Source organism: Neomoorella stamsii (genome assembly GCF_002995805.1).
In the GTDB taxonomy this organism is placed as follows: domain Bacteria; phylum Bacillota; class DSM-521; order Neomoorellales; family Neomoorellaceae; genus Neomoorella; species Neomoorella stamsii.
This window is the reverse complement of sequence record NZ_PVXL01000040.1, coordinates 93,825-107,690: the sequence shown is the minus strand read 5'-3', so window position 1 is coordinate 107,690 and position 13,866 is coordinate 93,825. Positions and strand designations below refer to the sequence as shown.

Sequence of the window (13,866 nt, the reverse complement as noted above, 5' to 3'; positions counted from 1 at the left end):
AATATAAAGGTGAAGTTTTATGCCTAAGGGAAAATCCTTAGGCTTTTTTAATTTCAGGGTTGGTACTGATTGGCCTCGGCAAGGAGATGAAAGACAATTGTGATAGAGATTACAGCAACACCGAACTTTAGGAGTACTAACGGAAGGGAGGAACAATATTGGCTAATGATGGAACAAAGGCGGACAGGCAAATAAGTCGCCGGGAAATGATCAAAAGCACGGTGGCGGCGACGGTCCTGGGCACCGTCCTGTTAGGTGTAACTAATGGCAAACCGGTGCAGGCCGAGGCGGCGACTTCTTTACCCGCTGGTGATGGCAGTAACGTGGGAGGTGTTAAGACATGGCCGCAGCAGGGCGAATGGCAAAATAAAATTCTCCGCATGGAGGCAGATTTGCAACGGGCCCTAGCCAAGCCGGTGGAACAGCGCAGGTGGGGCATGGTCATCAATTTTCGCCAGTGTGTAGGCTGTGCGGCCTGCACCGTGGCCTGTAAAGCCGAAAACCATCTCCCTCCCGGGGTTGTCTACCGTCCGGTTATGGAGGAAAAAGGGGGGAGTTATCCCAATGTGCGGCGCAATTTCCTGCCGCGCCCGTGTATGCAGTGCGAAGAACCTTCCTGCGTTGCGGTGTGCCCGGTAAAAGCCACCTATAAACGGCCTGATGGTATTATCGCCATCGATTATAACAAATGTATCGGCTGCCGCTACTGCCTGACGGCCTGCCCGTATGGAGCTCGCTCCTTTGATTTCGGCCTTTTCTATACCGAGGACACGCCACGTATGGAACCCTATGAAAGCGACCCCTCCCCGGAATATGGCAAACTATGGCCGCGACGTCACGGCCACTCGCCCATCGGCAATGCCCGCAAATGCACTTTCTGCCTGCATCGCCTCGAGGCAGGTATTTTACCGGTCTGCGTCACCACCTGCATTGGCGGCGCAACTAATTTCGGCGACCTTAACGATCCCGGCAGCCTGGTGGCGGAACTGCTGGCCAGGGAAGGCGTTATGCGCTTAAAGGAAGAATTCGGCACCGAACCTAAAGTTTATTATTTAACATGACAGGTGGTGATGAAGGTGAAAAAGACCACGTGGTTGTTTGTGGTTGCGGCTTTAGTTGTCGGCGGCATCGGTCTTTATCAACGCTTGGCTTTCGGTCATGCGGCTGCTGGTTACTCCAGTCCCATTCCCTGGGGTTTGTGGGTGGCTACTTATATTTTCTTAATAGGACTTTCGGCCGGCGCTTTTTTACTCTCGACGCTAGTTTATGTTTTTCGTATCAAGGAAATCGAATCCCTGGGACGTTTGGCATTATTGACTGCTCTGGCCACTTTAATCGCCGCCCTGGTCACCATCTGGCTTGACCTGGGGCAGATGGGGCGTTTCTGGCGGGTTTTTGCCAGCCCCAATTTCCATTCGGCTATGGCCTGGATGGTGTGGCTTTATACTGCCTATTTTTTGCTTCTCCTGGCCGAACTGTTTTTCGCCTTACGCGGTGACTTGATTGCAAACCCTTCACAGGAAATGAGCGCCAGAGATAAAAGGATACTCAAGATTTTAGGCATTATCGGCATACCCCTGGCCGTCACCTTTCACGGCGGTGTTGGCACGTTGTTCGCCGTGGTCCAGGCGCGGCCGTACTGGAATACTTCCCTCTTTCCTATTCTTTTCCTGGTTTCCGCTCTGTCATCCGGTTCGGCTTTGCTGACCTTTGTTGTGGCATTTGTCTGGCCGGACAAAACTTCCCAGAAATTTAAGGGTGCCTTAAAATTCCTGGCGCGCGTGGTCGTCGGCTTGTTGCTTATCGATCTGTTATTCGAACTGGCCGAGTTTATAGTGGGAACTTATGCCACCGCTCCGGCCCATTCTCTACCGTACCATTTAATCCTTTTTGGTCGCAATTGGTGGGTTTTCTGGCTGGTGCATCTTTTAATCGGTGCGGTTATTCCTATAGTGCTTCTTACAGGTAAAAACCCATCGGCCAACAGAATCGGGTGGGGTGCCCTGCTGATCGTCCTGGGATTTTTGGGGGTGCGTTATAACATTGTCATCCCGGGCCTGGAAGTGCCCCTCTTTCCTACCCTGCCCAAGGCTTATATTGAAGCCAAATTGAACTATATTTATGCACCGACGTTGAATGAGTGGCTGGTGACGCTCTTTACTATAGCTCTGGGGACGGCTATTTTCTTGCTGGGAATAGCAATTCTACCGGTAACCAAGGTTCAGGCGCTGCCAGGCAAAAGAACGGGAGGTGTGGTCGATGAGCCCTAAAATGGGACGGAGGGAATTCTTAAAAACTACCGCCCTGCTGGGGGGTGCCACCCTGCTGGCGGCGGAAGGAGCTATGTTAACGGGCCGCAGCGGAACTGCGGCGGCGGCCGGGCAGGATACCGGCGAGGGAGATTACCAACTGGCCAAGGCGAAAAATATGATTTACGGTGTCTGCCTGCAGTGCAATACCCAATGTACTATCAAGGGCAAAATCAGCAACGGCCTTGTGGTTAAGTTGGACGGCAACCCCTATAGCCCCATTAATTGTTTTCCCCAGCTTCCTTATAACACGCCACCGGAAACGGCAGCGAAAGTCGACGGCAAATTGTGTCCCAAGGGGCAGGCGGGCGTCCAAACCCTCTATGATCCTTATCGCCTTGTCAAAGTACTTAAACGTAACGGCCCCCGCGGTTCTAATAAATGGAAGACGATTTCCTTTGAGCAGGCCGTTAAAGAGATTGTGAACGGCGGTAAACTGTTCTCCGATATCGGCGAAGATCGAGTCGTTCCCGGTTTTAAGGACGTCTTTGTGGCTAAAGACGCGGCCGTCTTTAAAACCCTGGCCGAAGATGCGGCGAAAGTGGCCGGGAAGGAAATGTCCCTGGCCGATTTTAAAAGCAAACACGCCGCCAATCTCGATCTCCTCGTGGATCCAGACCACCCGGACCTGGGACCGAAAAACAATCAATTCATTTTTATGGCCGGCCGTATTGAGCCGGGCCGCAGCGATTGGACCAAACGTTTTGTCCTCAACAGCTTCGGTTCGGTTAACTGGTTCGAACATACCACCATCTGCGAGCAGAGCCATCACGTGGCATATAAATGGGCCACGGCCCAGTACAGCGACGGCAAATGGTCGCCGGGACCGAACCACATGAAACCTGATTTTCGCTGGTCGCGGTTTGTCATCTTCTGGGGTACCGGCGCCTTTGAGGCCAACTTCGGTCCTACGCCCATGGCCGAGCAAATTACCCGCGCCCTGGCAGAAAAGGGTCTAAAAATAGCCGTCGTCGACCCGCGTTTTTCCAAGACGGCCGCCCACGCCAATTGGTGGATACCCGTCAAGCCGGGCGGAGACCTGGCCCTGGCCCTGGGGATGATCCAGTGGATTCTGGCTAACGAGCGTTACGACGGCAAAGCCCTGGCCAATGCCAACCGGGCCGCTGCGGAACAGGACGGGGAAAAATCGTGGACCAACGCCACCTGGCTGGTCAAAATCGACCAAGACGGCCAACCGGGAGCCTTCCTGCGGGCAAATGAGGCCGGTTTAGTTGACGGCGATAAGGGTAAGAATCTCTTCGTTGTATCGCGTAACGGTCAACTGGTAGCCGTTGATCCCGAGAACAAAGACAATCCCGTGGAAGGCGATCTCTTTGTTACCGCCGAGGTTAACGGCATGAAGGTCAAATCGGCCTTGACGATCCTTAAAGAACAAGCCGCCTCCAAATCCCTAGAAGAACTGGCTGCCGAGGCCGGTGTACCGGCCGACGCGATCGTTAATCTCGCCAGGGAATTTACTAGCTACGGCAAACAGGCCGCCATTGACTTCTACCGCGGGGCCGTCCAGCACACCAATGGCTATTACACCGCCCAGGCGATTATCATCCTTAACCTCCTCATCGGCAATATGGACTGGCGTGGCGGGCTGACTGCCGGCGGCGGTTCCTGGGCTGCCGGCGGGGGCAAGCCGGGTCAACCCTTTGACCTCGGTAAGATGCACAGCGGGAAGATAACCCCTTGGGGGATCAAGCTTACCCGTGAAGGCGCTTATTACGACCGCAGCACTTTGTTTAACGGTTTCCCGGCGGAAAGGCCATGGTATCCCCTGACTTCCGACGTGTATCAGGAAATAATCCCGGCGGCCGGGGCGGGTTATCCTTATCCCATAAAAATCCTCTGGCTGCATATGGGCACACCGGTCCTGGCGGCGCCGGCCGGGGCGGAACAGATTAAAATTTTATGCGATACCGAGCGCATACCGTTATTTATCGCCGACGATATTGTCATCGGCGAGACTTCCATGTATGCCGATTATATCTTCCCTGACCTCACTTATCTTGAGCGTTGGGCCTTTCTGGGGGCTCCGCCCTCCACGACTACCAAAACCACCAAGCTGCGCCAGCCCATCGCCGCCCCCATACCGGAAACGGTAAGGGTTTTCGGGGAGGAGATGCCGATCTCTGTGGAAGCGGTGATGCTGGCCATAGCGGAGGCTTTAGGGTTGCCGGGTTATGGCAAAGACGGTTTTGCGCCTGGCTGGGACTTTAAAAGACCGGAAGATTATTATCTCAAGGCGGCGGCCAACGTGGCCTACGGCGACAAGCCCGGCGATGAAGTCCCCGATGCCGACGATAGCGAACTGGCGTTATTTAAAGAAGCACGCCGCCATTTGCCGCCGGCCGTCTTTAATGAAGCCGCCTGGCGGCGGGCGGTGGGCGAAGACCGCTGGCGCAAAACCGTTTATGTCCTCAACCGCGGGGGCCGTTTTGAAGAGAGCACTGGCTCTGCCGGCAAATACGTCGAGCATCCCTTCGGCAAACTAATAAACCTTTATGTCGAGCCCGTGGCAACGACGCGGGATAGCATTACGGGCCGCCTATTCGGCGGCGTGCCCCGGTTGGAGCCGGTTAGCAACAGCGACGGAACGCCGGTAAAGGATGCGGATTATCCCCTGCAGCTCATTACCTTTAAAGAAATTTTTGGAGGGCAATCCCGGACTATCGGCAATTACTGGGGACAGGTAGCCCTTTTACCGGAAAACTTTATCTTGATGCACCGCTCTGACGGTGCGCGCTTGGGTCTACGCGACGGCGATATGGTAAAACTTATTTCCCGAACCAATCCAGACGGTAAACTTGACCTGGGCCCGGCCGGCGTCGAGGCGGTGCAGGGTAAGGTTAAACTTATCGAGGGCATCCGACCGGGTGTCATTGCTGCTTCCTGGCATTACGGCCACTGGGCTTACGGCGCCCGGGATGTAGTTATCGACGGCCAAGTCATTAAAGGCGACGCCCGGCGCAGGGGTGGACTGTGCACCAACCCGGTGCTGCTCCTCGACACCCGTATGAAAACCACGTGCCTGACCGATCCCATCGGCGGCAGCGCCTCCTTCTACGATACGCGGGTTAAAGTGGAGAAAGTATAAGAAAGTTCCTCATTAAGAAGCGGAGATGGGCGATGAGCCCTTCCCCGCTTTTTTTGTTCCTTCTTGACAAAACCATTAGTTGCTTCTAAACTAATATATAGTTAAATTATAATAAACTAATAGAATAACATAAGAGGAGATGTATTCTATGAGCAAGCAGGCAAAATTGCTATTAATTGTCGCTGTGTTTTTGGCGGCTTACTTCCTGCCCTTCCAGCATCCCAGGATGCAGGGTGCCATCCTGGAAGCCTTCTACATGCTGCAGGAATACGCCAGGGAACACGTGCTGTTCTGCCTGGTACCCGCCCTTTTCATCGCCGGGGCCATGAGCAATTTCCTCTCTTCCCAGGCTGTCATGAAGTACCTGGGACCGGAAAGCCCCAAGGTTACAGCCTATGGAGTGGGAGCTGTGTCGGGAGCAATCCTCGCCGTCTGTTCCTGCACCGTCTTACCCCTGTTCATGGGGATATATAAGCGCGGCGCCGGCCTGGGACCGGCTATAGCTTTCCTGTATTCCGGGCCGGCCATTAACGTCCTGGCCATTATCCTTTCGGCCCGGGTGCTCGGCTGGCAGATCGGCCTGGGCAGGGCCCTGGGAGCGGTTGTTTTTTCGGTTGTCATCGGCCTAATTATGGCTCTTCTCTTCCGGGGCGAAGAAAAGGAACGGGCCAAAGGGTTGCTCATGCCGGAGGAAAAAGAACCACCCCGGACCCTCGGGCAGACGGTTATCTATTTCCTGGTATTGATTTTAATCCTTGTCTTTGCCGCCTGGGGCAAGCCGGCAGAACAAGCGGGCTTCTGGTATGCGGTATACAGTGTCAAATGGTATTTAGTTTTCGCTCTTCTCTTAGCCCTGGCGGTGATTTTAAAGGCCTGGTTTAAGCGGGAAGAACTGTCAGCCTGGGTGGATTCTACGTGGGATTTCAGCATTAAAATCCTGCCCCTCCTTTTTGGGGGCGTGCTGGTGGCCGGCTTCCTGATGGGCAGGCCCAACGTCGATAGCGGTATTATCCCCGCTAAATATATCGCCATGGTAGTAGGGGGCAACAGCCTGTTAGCCAACTTTACCGCTTCTATTGTCGGCGCTTTTATGTACTTTGCCACCTTGACGGAAGTACCGATAATCCAGGGACTTATAGGGTCCGGGATGGGCCAGGGGCCGGCCCTGGCCCTCCTGCTGGCGGGCCCGGCCTTGAGTTTGCCCAATATGCTCGTTATCAACAGCGTATTGGGGTTCAAGAAAACCTTTGCCTACGTTTCCCTGGTAGTCATCATGGCCACCTTAACGGGGATGGTATTTGGAGCCCTGGTTGGCTAAAATTAAAGTAAAAAATTGAAAAAGGAGATGGATGGTCATGGAAATCAAAGTTTTAGGTACGGGATGTGCCCGGTGCAAGGCGTTGGAACAAAACGTGATGAACGCCCTGGCGGAAATGGGTGTGGCCGCTAATGTGGAAAAAGTGACGGACCTCAACAAGATAACCGATTATGGGGTTATGATGACGCCAGGACTGGTGGTCAACAACAAGCTCAAAGTGTTCGGCCGGGTGCCCGACAAAGAAGAGATCAAGAAATGGATCCAGGAGGAAATAAGCCAGTAAACGGGAGATGAGCTGGTAATGGCGAAATGCACCTGCGAACCGGCGGAAATTATGCTCTTTCCCTGCGCGGGAGGTTCGAACGTAGGCCAGCTGGCCAACCAGGCGGCGGTAAAGCTGGATCAAGAAGGCGCGGGCAAGTTGTTTTGCCTGGCCGGGCTGGGCGGTCATGTGCAGAGCATTGTTGAGTCCACCAAGGTGGCCAGGAGGATTGTGGCGATAGACGGCTGCCCTATAGGCTGTGCGAAAGCAACTGTGGAGCATGCCGGCTTTCCGGTGACGGACTATGTTATGGTGACCAGGCTGGGAATCCAGAAGAATCATGAGTTTAACTGGACGGGCAAAGAGCTGGACCGTGTTGTGCAGGCTGTAAAAGAATCCCTGGGATATTAATGGCGGGGTCACGGGTTGCTATGCTGCCCGTAGCCCTGTTCTCACGTTGTAGCTTTAGTGAAAGCTATGCAGCAGTCTGGCAGGCTATGGAGCATTTTATGAAGAATATAGGAGCCAGCGCCGGCCGGGGCGGCTACCGCCGCGCCCTGGCGGCGGAAGAGATAGTCTTCCAGTGCCGGCGGCTACTGGGGAAGTTATTTAACATTAATGACGCCACCCGCATCGTTTTTGCCACCAACGCCACCGAGGCAATCAACCTGGTCCTCAAGGGCTGGTTGAACCCCGGCGATCATGTCATTACTACGGCTATGGAACATAATGCCGTCTGGCGCTGTTTGAAAACCCTGGAGAAGGAAGGACCTACAGCGCTGCAAATATATAAATGGCTGCCCGGGACCAATTGCCGCCGGTGCGGCCAGTTAACCTGCCTGGCTTTTGCCACCAGGTTGCTGAGCGGTGAAAACGCCCTGGCGGATTGCCCGCCCCTGGCGGAGGAGGAAAATAGTGAACGGTTTAACGCTTTGCAGGGGTTGCTGGGGTAAGCCGCTATGGATTTGCCATCTGGCGCCGGTAGAATTCCGCTTTGTCTTCCGCACCTATAAGGCGGTCGATAATATAAGCAATCGCCAGTATCCCGGGGATGTTGACCAGCCAGCGGGTCAGGGCAAACTTTATGCCCAGGGCAGACATTTCAAACAGGAACATGGGGATTTTTAAAGTCGACCAGGAACAGAGGAAAATGATAATGTTACTGTATTTAGTGCCTTTCTTCGCCATGACCGCGGCCACCGGAAAGGCGCCGTAAAGGGGTCCGGCGGCGGCCGCCCCCAGGACTATGCTTAGGACAATGCCCTTTAGGCCGGAGCCTTCACCCAGGTAGCGGATAATCGTTTCCCGCGGTACCCAAACATCCAGCAGGCCCAGGAGAAGAAAAATCGGCGGGATAATGGAGAGCATCTCGGCAAAGTTACCGGCGGTGTATTTAAAAATTGTATAGCCGGTGCCTGGATGAAAGAAGGCTATTACCACGTCAAAGAGAATGATTAATAAAAAGTAGCGGTAAGTTTTAATTAAATTAAGTAAGTTCATGCTCCCACCACCATCCCGATGATAATAGCCACGATAAAGGAAAAGACATAGCACAAAGAATTACGGAGGATAGTTTCTTTTTTACCAAAATACCTGCTTTCCAGGGGAGCGGTGACGACGCCCACCGTCATCAAGGTCGAAACGAAGACAGCCATCTGCATGATTCCAGCGCCCCGGTCGAGCAAAGATTTGGCCAGGGGAAAGGCGACAAACCCGGGAATAAGGGTAACGGAGCCGACTATGGAGCTGGCCAGCATGCCCGGGAAACCGCTGTTTTTGCCCAGCAAGGCGGCAATGGTATGAGGTGACAGGTAAGTCAGCATGATCCCTATCAGGGCCAGGACGACAGCAAAGTCAGGTAAGATGTTGGTAAAGGCCTTCCAGCCTTTCATTAAAGCCAGCTGGGTTTTATGACGGTCTTTCCCAAAAGAAATTAACAGCCCACCCAGAGCCAGCAGGTAAAGAAGCAGGGTAAACATGTTATCTCTCCTTTATCTGTTAAGCAACTTGTTGACGGGATGGAATTATTGGTTTATCCTATTACTGGATATTAACACACATATGTAAATAGCAGATAGGGAGTGTATCTATGTGCGGTTATGAACGAGGCGGGCATCACAGTCGCTGCGATTGTCGCGGTGCCCGCATGGAAGGCTTTTTGCAGCCCTGCTTATTGTTGCTGCTCTATGAGAAATCCACCCACGGTTACGAGCTGATGGAAAGCATGAACCGCCTGGGATTATGGGAAGGCGTTCCCGATGCCGGGGCCGTTTACCGCCACTTACGCCGCCTGGAGGAAGAAGGCCTGGTGCGGTCCCACTGGTCGACCAGCGGCCCGGGACCGGCCCGCCGCCGGTATGAGATAACCCCGGAAGGGGTAGATTACCTCCATGACTGGGCGGTGACCATCCGGCGCAATAAAGCCGCCCTGGAAACTTTCCTGGCGCGATATGAAAAACTTTTTAGCGGGCACGACACGGATGCGGCGAAGGGGTATTAAGCCCCTTCGCCCAGTTCCTTCAGCCTTTCCTCCACGGCTTTTACTTCGGCCTGTAGTTCCTTAAGGTATGCTTCCAGCCGGTCTTTTTTCTCCACTGCAGTTAGATAGTGACGGTGGAAGCCCCCGGGGTGATGGCCATGGCAGCAGCACCCGCCCTGGTGACCGCTATGGCCTCCATAGTAATAGCCATGACTGTGGTGACACTGGCACATATTTAATCCCCCCCATGCTGTAATTAGCTTATATATGTCGTTGGCATATATAAGTTTAATTATATTATACAACCTCCAGGATGTAATTGTCAACGGTGTCTTTGTCTGATGAAAGAACTACAGGTTTATTTGCAAGGCTGGATATAAAGGGCAAAAAAGGCACCTGAGGAAGGATATTACGTTTATAGAGGCGAATGATTTTATTAGCGATATGTTTATTTAGTCATAACGTCTTGTTGGAGGTGTTTTAGCAATGGGTTTTCAAAAAGCAAAGGCAAGCTTTCTCATAAAAAAAGAAGCAGCCTCCTTTTTAGCCGGTAATCGCTATGATTTGCTTGAGTGGGCTGGCGCTTTTGGTGACCTGGGTACCCTTATTCCCTTTGTTCTGGCCTACATAACCATTTTAAAGATGGATCCTGCCGGCCTTCTTTTTGCCTTTGGCCTGGCCAAGATCATTACCGGCTTTTTTTATAAGACGCCTATACCCATTCAACCCATGAAGGCCATCGGTATTGGCTCTGTTGCCCAGCCCGGAGGTTTTACACCCGCAGCCGTATGGGGTGCCGGGTTTTTTACAGGGTTGGTATGGTTATTTCTGGGGCTGACGGGCATTATTGACCGGGTGGCGGCCCTGGCCAAAAAACCAGTTGTCCATGGTATTGTGCTAGGCCTGGGCTTGACATTTATGGTAGAAGGCATCCGTTCCATGGCTACAAATTACTTCTTAGCGGCTGTGGCGCTAATTGTGGCCTTTACCTTGCTGGGTAACCGTAAATTTCCGGTCATGTTTTTGTTGCTGGCGTTAGGAATTGGCACCAGCCTTGCAGCTAACCCGGTGCTAATAGTAGATTTAAAGAAAAGTATAGGCTTATCCCTGCCGCAATTCACCCTGGCCCGGTTCACCTGGCCCGAACTGGTCAGGGGTTCGTTGCTCCTTGCCTTACCGCAAGTCCCTTTGACTCTGGGTAATGCCGTTATTGCTATCGTGGCGGAAAATAACGAGCTCTTTCCTGCGAGGCGTATCACCGAGGGTAAAATTGCCATTTCCACGGGCTTAATGAACCTCCTGGCCCCTTTTTTTGGCGGGGTACCCATGTGCCATGGAGCGGGAGGAATGGCCGGCCACGTACGTTTCGGTGCCCGGACCGGCGGAGCCCTGGTTATCTTGGGCTCCCTGGTTATTGTAGTTGCCCTCTTTTTTAATCATGGGGTAAATATACTTTTTCAGCTGTTCCCCCCGGCCATTTTGGGCGTGATTTTGTTTTTTGCTGGGGCGGAGCTGGCTTTAACGGCGAAACCTGATTCTGCTAGCAGGCAGGAATTTTACGTTACGCTGGTCACGGCGGGTTTTGCGATGTGGAATATGGGAGTGGCTTTTGTAGTGGGCTTATTGTTAAATGAAGCTTTGGCGAGGGGATGGGTAAGGTTTTGAGGCCTTATAGGGCAGAGAGGAACATCAGTAGGCATTCACGCCGGCTGGTGGCACCCACGGTGGATGAAAATGATAGCAAAAGCCTATTTTTAAATGAGCCCCCTAAGGGGGGCTAACGCCCCCCTCCACGATCTATAAAAATGGAGAATGTTTTCCTTTGCTTTGTTCTTTCGGGTTGGCCACCGACTGATAAAATTAAGCTTGACGCTTAAATCTACTTGACAAAGTTCTTTTAGCCCAATATTATATAACTAATGACTTATCCAAGGGGGTGAAGAGGGTGACTTTAAAGGAGTGGGAAAAGGCCTTTAAAGCCCTGGGCCAGCACCTGCGGCTGCGGATTATTGCCCTGCTGGCCGAACAGGAGCTATGCGTTTGCGAGCTGGAAGAGATCCTGGGCATCACCCAGCCGGCCATCTCCCAGCACCTGCGGGTCCTGAAGGAAGCGGACCTGGTCTGGGAGGAAAAAGTGAGCCAGTGGGTATTTTACCACCTTAATAAAGAAAAACTGGCCGCTGTCCTCCAGGGCTGGCTGGCCTATCTGGATGTGCCCCTGGCGGAAAAGAAAGAGTTTACTGCCGACTACCATAAGCTGCTGCAGCTACTGGAGAACCCCAAGGTTGCCTGCCGCCCGCCCCAGAAGAGGGGTAGTAAAGACGGTGACCGTTAGGGAAAGAGATCAGATGATCCCACTTCGCACTTTCTACCTCTCACCTCTAATAACATGAGGAGGATTTAAATCATGGCACCAGCAAATAACTTTCAGCCCGTGGCCAGGTTATCCCTGCTGGACCGTTTTTTGACCCTGTGGATCTTCCTGGCCATGGCCTTCGGCGTGGTCCTGGGTTATGTGGTGCCCGGGGTAGCGGATGTCCTTAACAGGATGTCGGTGGGAACAACTTCCATCCCCATCGCCATCGGCCTGATCATCATGATGTACCCGCCCCTGGCCAAGGTCAAGTACGAGGAACTGGGCAAGGTGTTCCGCAACGGCAGAGTAATGGCCCTGTCCCTCATTCAGAACTGGATTATTGGCCCCGTGTTGATGTTTATCCTGGCCATTATCTTTTTACACAATTACCCGGAATACATGGCCGGCCTCATTTTGATCGGCCTGGCGCGATGCATTGCTATGGTCATTGTCTGGAACAGCCTGGCCCGGGGTGATGCCGAGTACGCTGCCGCCCTGGTGGCTTTAAATTCCATTTTCCAGGTCATTTTTTATTCGGTCTATGCCTATATTTTCATCACCCTCCTGCCTACGTGGCTTGGCCTGCAGGGTATGAAAGTCCACGTCTCCATCGGCGAGGTGGCCACCAGCGTGGCCATTTACCTGGGTATCCCCTTCCTGGCCGGCGTTATCACCCGCTTTACCCTCATGCCAGCCAGGGGGAAAGAATGGTACGAGAAAACCTTTGTCCCCAAAATTAGCCCCCTGGCTCTAATCGCCCTGTTATTTACCATTGTCGTTATGTTTTCCCTGAAAGGGCAGTATATCGTCTCTCTACCCATGGATGTGGTCAGGGTAGCCATTCCCCTAATCTGTTATTTTGTCCTTATGTTCTTAATTTCCTTTTTCCTCAGCATGCGGCTGGGGGTCAACTATGAGCAAACCACCACCCTCTCCTTTACGGCCGCCAGCAATAACTTTGAGCTGGCCATAGCCGTGGCCGTGGCCGTCTTCGGCATCAATTCCGGCCAGGCCTTCGCGGCGGTTATCGGGCCCTTGATTGAAGTGCCGGTGATGATCGGCCTGGTGAACGTGGCCTTGAGCTTCCAGCGGCGGTACTATGGAGCTGTACCGAGGAGGAAATAAACAGGAAATAAGACGGGAAATGAAGAGGAAAAGGGAGGCAGTAAGCATTTGCCTCCCTTTTGACATATTACCCTGCGAGGAACCAGGCAGGTAAATTTTGCTTGTTGGTCCCTCCGGAAAGTGTTAAAATAATAGCAGAAAGGAGAGGGGAAGTGATGGCCATGTCGGAAAAAGAGATAATAGAAGGCGCCAGGCAAGAGATTGCCGCGACTTCGGAAGGCGTGGAACCTAAGATAGCGGAATTCGGTTATTATCACCTTGCCCAGCGGGTGGACAACCTCTCCTTGAGGATAGACAATTTATCCCAGCGCATCGATGGGATAAAAGATAGTTTAGAGGGAAAGATAGCAGCCCTGGACCAAAGAATAGATATAAAAGTAGCCGAATTGGATAAGAAAATCGATGTAAAACTGGATAATTTACGCCAGGAAATGAAAGAAGGTCTAAACGGGCTGGAAGGCAATCTAAATCAATCCCGGCAGGAAATGAAAGAAAGTCTAAACGGCCTGGAAAGTAGATTGAATCAAACGCGCCAGGAAATGAAAGAAAGACTGGACAGCATGGAAGACAGATTCAATGAGGTGCGTCGGGAAACTAAAGACGGGCTTAACGGCCTGGAAGGCAGACTGAATCAGTCGCGCCAGGAAATGAAAGAAGATCTTAACCGTTTGGAGAGCAAATCAAACCGATTACGCCAGGAAATGGGAGAAATATATAGCAGGTTTGAGGAAAGGCTGAATTTACTGCATCAGGAATTACATGAGTACAGCAGGAGTCAAAGGAATACTTTAGCCGGTGTGATTATAAGCGCCATTGCTATAATAATAACTGTTTTATTAACAAGCAGGTACGGTTTCTAAACTATATGGCTCAAAAAAGAGGCAGCTTCCTGCCTCTTTTCAAATACCCAC

The 13,866-nt window shown here is 52.5% G+C and carries 15 protein-coding genes; 12 read left to right on the top strand and 3 right to left on the bottom strand.

Translation table 11 applies throughout. The features are described from left to right. Positions 1 to 155: 155 nt before the first annotated feature. The 7 genes from MOST_RS06845 (at position 156) to MOST_RS17910 (ending at position 7,948) form a co-directional block, all read left to right on the top strand. Entirely contained in the window at positions 156 to 1,061 is a 906-nt protein-coding gene (locus tag MOST_RS06845; RefSeq protein ID WP_422879879.1) for a 4Fe-4S dicluster domain-containing protein, read from the top strand. 15 nt (positions 1,062 to 1,076) lie between these two features. Further along, positions 1,077 to 2,270 (top strand): NrfD/PsrC family molybdoenzyme membrane anchor subunit, encoded by a 1,194-nt coding sequence (nrfD, locus tag MOST_RS06840; protein WP_054938129.1) that lies wholly within the window; start codon positions 1,077 to 1,079, stop codon positions 2,268 to 2,270. Further along, positions 2,260 to 5,415, top strand: a complete 3,156-nt coding sequence (locus MOST_RS06835; RefSeq protein WP_054938128.1) for a molybdopterin-dependent oxidoreductase — start codon at positions 2,260 to 2,262, stop codon at positions 5,413 to 5,415. The genes nrfD and MOST_RS06835 overlap by 11 nt, the downstream gene beginning before the upstream one ends. A 148-nt stretch (positions 5,416 to 5,563) precedes the next feature. Continuing rightward, entirely contained in the window at positions 5,564 to 6,733 is a 1,170-nt protein-coding gene (locus tag MOST_RS06830; protein WP_054938127.1) for a permease, read from the top strand. A 37-nt stretch (positions 6,734 to 6,770) separates the two neighbouring features. Further along, the gene (locus MOST_RS06825; RefSeq protein WP_054938126.1) at positions 6,771 to 7,016 is read left to right on the top strand and encodes a thioredoxin family protein; all 246 of its coding nucleotides are present in this window, start codon (positions 6,771 to 6,773) and stop codon (positions 7,014 to 7,016) included. 18 nt (positions 7,017 to 7,034) lie between these two features. Beyond that, on the top strand, positions 7,035 to 7,406 hold the full coding sequence (locus tag MOST_RS06820; protein ID WP_054938125.1) for a putative zinc-binding protein: 372 nt from the start codon (positions 7,035 to 7,037) through the stop codon (positions 7,404 to 7,406). 20 nt (positions 7,407 to 7,426) lie between these two features. Further along, on the top strand, positions 7,427 to 7,948 hold the full coding sequence (locus MOST_RS17910) for an aminotransferase class V-fold PLP-dependent enzyme (protein ID WP_083476829.1): 522 nt from the start codon (positions 7,427 to 7,429) through the stop codon (positions 7,946 to 7,948). Positions 7,949 to 7,952: 4 nt separating this feature from the next. On the opposite strand, the gene MOST_RS06810 is transcribed toward MOST_RS17910, so the two are convergent. Further along, a complete protein-coding gene (locus MOST_RS06810; RefSeq protein ID WP_054938124.1) occupies positions 7,953 to 8,495 on the bottom strand; it encodes a permease in 543 nt (180 codons plus the stop codon). Continuing rightward, entirely contained in the window at positions 8,492 to 8,974 is a 483-nt protein-coding gene (locus tag MOST_RS06805; RefSeq protein ID WP_054938123.1) for a permease, read from the bottom strand. Before MOST_RS06805 ends, MOST_RS06810 begins: the two co-directional genes overlap by 4 nt. 110 nt (positions 8,975 to 9,084) lie before the next feature. Here MOST_RS06805 and MOST_RS06800 point away from each other — a divergent pair, with 110 nt between their 5' ends. Further along, positions 9,085 to 9,495, top strand: a complete 411-nt coding sequence (locus MOST_RS06800; protein ID WP_054938122.1) for a PadR family transcriptional regulator — start codon at positions 9,085 to 9,087, stop codon at positions 9,493 to 9,495. Here MOST_RS06800 and MOST_RS17060 read toward each other — a convergent pair. Then, positions 9,492 to 9,707, bottom strand: coding sequence for a DUF5320 domain-containing protein (locus tag MOST_RS17060; RefSeq protein ID WP_153018183.1), 216 nt, complete (start codon positions 9,705 to 9,707; stop codon positions 9,492 to 9,494). The genes MOST_RS06800 and MOST_RS17060 overlap by 4 nt on opposite strands. A gap of 253 nt (positions 9,708 to 9,960) precedes the next feature. On the opposite strand from MOST_RS17060, the gene MOST_RS06795 reads away from it, so the two are divergent. From MOST_RS06795 to MOST_RS06780, 4 genes are all read left to right on the top strand, one after another. Next, positions 9,961 to 11,139, top strand: a complete 1,179-nt coding sequence (locus MOST_RS06795) for a putative sulfate/molybdate transporter (RefSeq protein ID WP_083476828.1) — start codon at positions 9,961 to 9,963, stop codon at positions 11,137 to 11,139. 280 nt (positions 11,140 to 11,419) lie between these two features. After that, positions 11,420 to 11,809 (top strand): ArsR/SmtB family transcription factor, encoded by a 390-nt coding sequence (locus MOST_RS06790; RefSeq protein WP_054938121.1) that lies wholly within the window; start codon positions 11,420 to 11,422, stop codon positions 11,807 to 11,809. Positions 11,810 to 11,881: 72 nt separating this feature from the next. Then, positions 11,882 to 12,955, top strand: coding sequence for an ACR3 family arsenite efflux transporter (gene arsB, locus MOST_RS06785; RefSeq protein ID WP_054938120.1), 1,074 nt, complete (start codon positions 11,882 to 11,884; stop codon positions 12,953 to 12,955). A 155-nt stretch (positions 12,956 to 13,110) separates the two neighbouring features. Beyond that, a complete protein-coding gene (locus MOST_RS06780) occupies positions 13,111 to 13,815 on the top strand; it encodes a hypothetical protein (RefSeq protein ID WP_054938119.1) in 705 nt (234 codons plus the stop codon). Positions 13,816 to 13,866: the final 51 nt, after the last annotated feature.

Coding starts and splice junctions, on each gene's coding strand:
- MOST_RS06835 (WP_054938128.1), top strand. CDS start 2,260: ATGAGCCCTAAAATGGGACGGAGGGAATTCTTAAAAACTACCGCCCTG.
- MOST_RS06830 (WP_054938127.1), top strand. CDS start 5,564: ATGAGCAAGCAGGCAAAATTGCTATTAATTGTCGCTGTGTTTTTGGCG.
- MOST_RS06825 (WP_054938126.1), top strand. CDS start 6,771: ATGGAAATCAAAGTTTTAGGTACGGGATGTGCCCGGTGCAAGGCGTTG.
- MOST_RS06820 (WP_054938125.1), top strand. CDS start 7,035: ATGGCGAAATGCACCTGCGAACCGGCGGAAATTATGCTCTTTCCCTGC.
- MOST_RS17910 (WP_083476829.1), top strand. CDS start 7,427: ATGCTGCCCGTAGCCCTGTTCTCACGTTGTAGCTTTAGTGAAAGCTAT.
- MOST_RS06810 (WP_054938124.1), bottom strand. CDS start 8,495: ATGAACTTACTTAATTTAATTAAAACTTACCGCTACTTTTTATTAATC.
- MOST_RS06805 (WP_054938123.1), bottom strand. CDS start 8,974: ATGTTTACCCTGCTTCTTTACCTGCTGGCTCTGGGTGGGCTGTTAATT.
- MOST_RS06800 (WP_054938122.1), top strand. CDS start 9,085: ATGTGCGGTTATGAACGAGGCGGGCATCACAGTCGCTGCGATTGTCGC.
- MOST_RS17060 (WP_153018183.1), bottom strand. CDS start 9,707: ATGTGCCAGTGTCACCACAGTCATGGCTATTACTATGGAGGCCATAGC.
- MOST_RS06795 (WP_083476828.1), top strand. CDS start 9,961: ATGGGTTTTCAAAAAGCAAAGGCAAGCTTTCTCATAAAAAAAGAAGCA.
- arsB (WP_054938120.1), top strand. CDS start 11,882: ATGGCACCAGCAAATAACTTTCAGCCCGTGGCCAGGTTATCCCTGCTG.
- MOST_RS06780 (WP_054938119.1), top strand. CDS start 13,111: ATGGCCATGTCGGAAAAAGAGATAATAGAAGGCGCCAGGCAAGAGATT.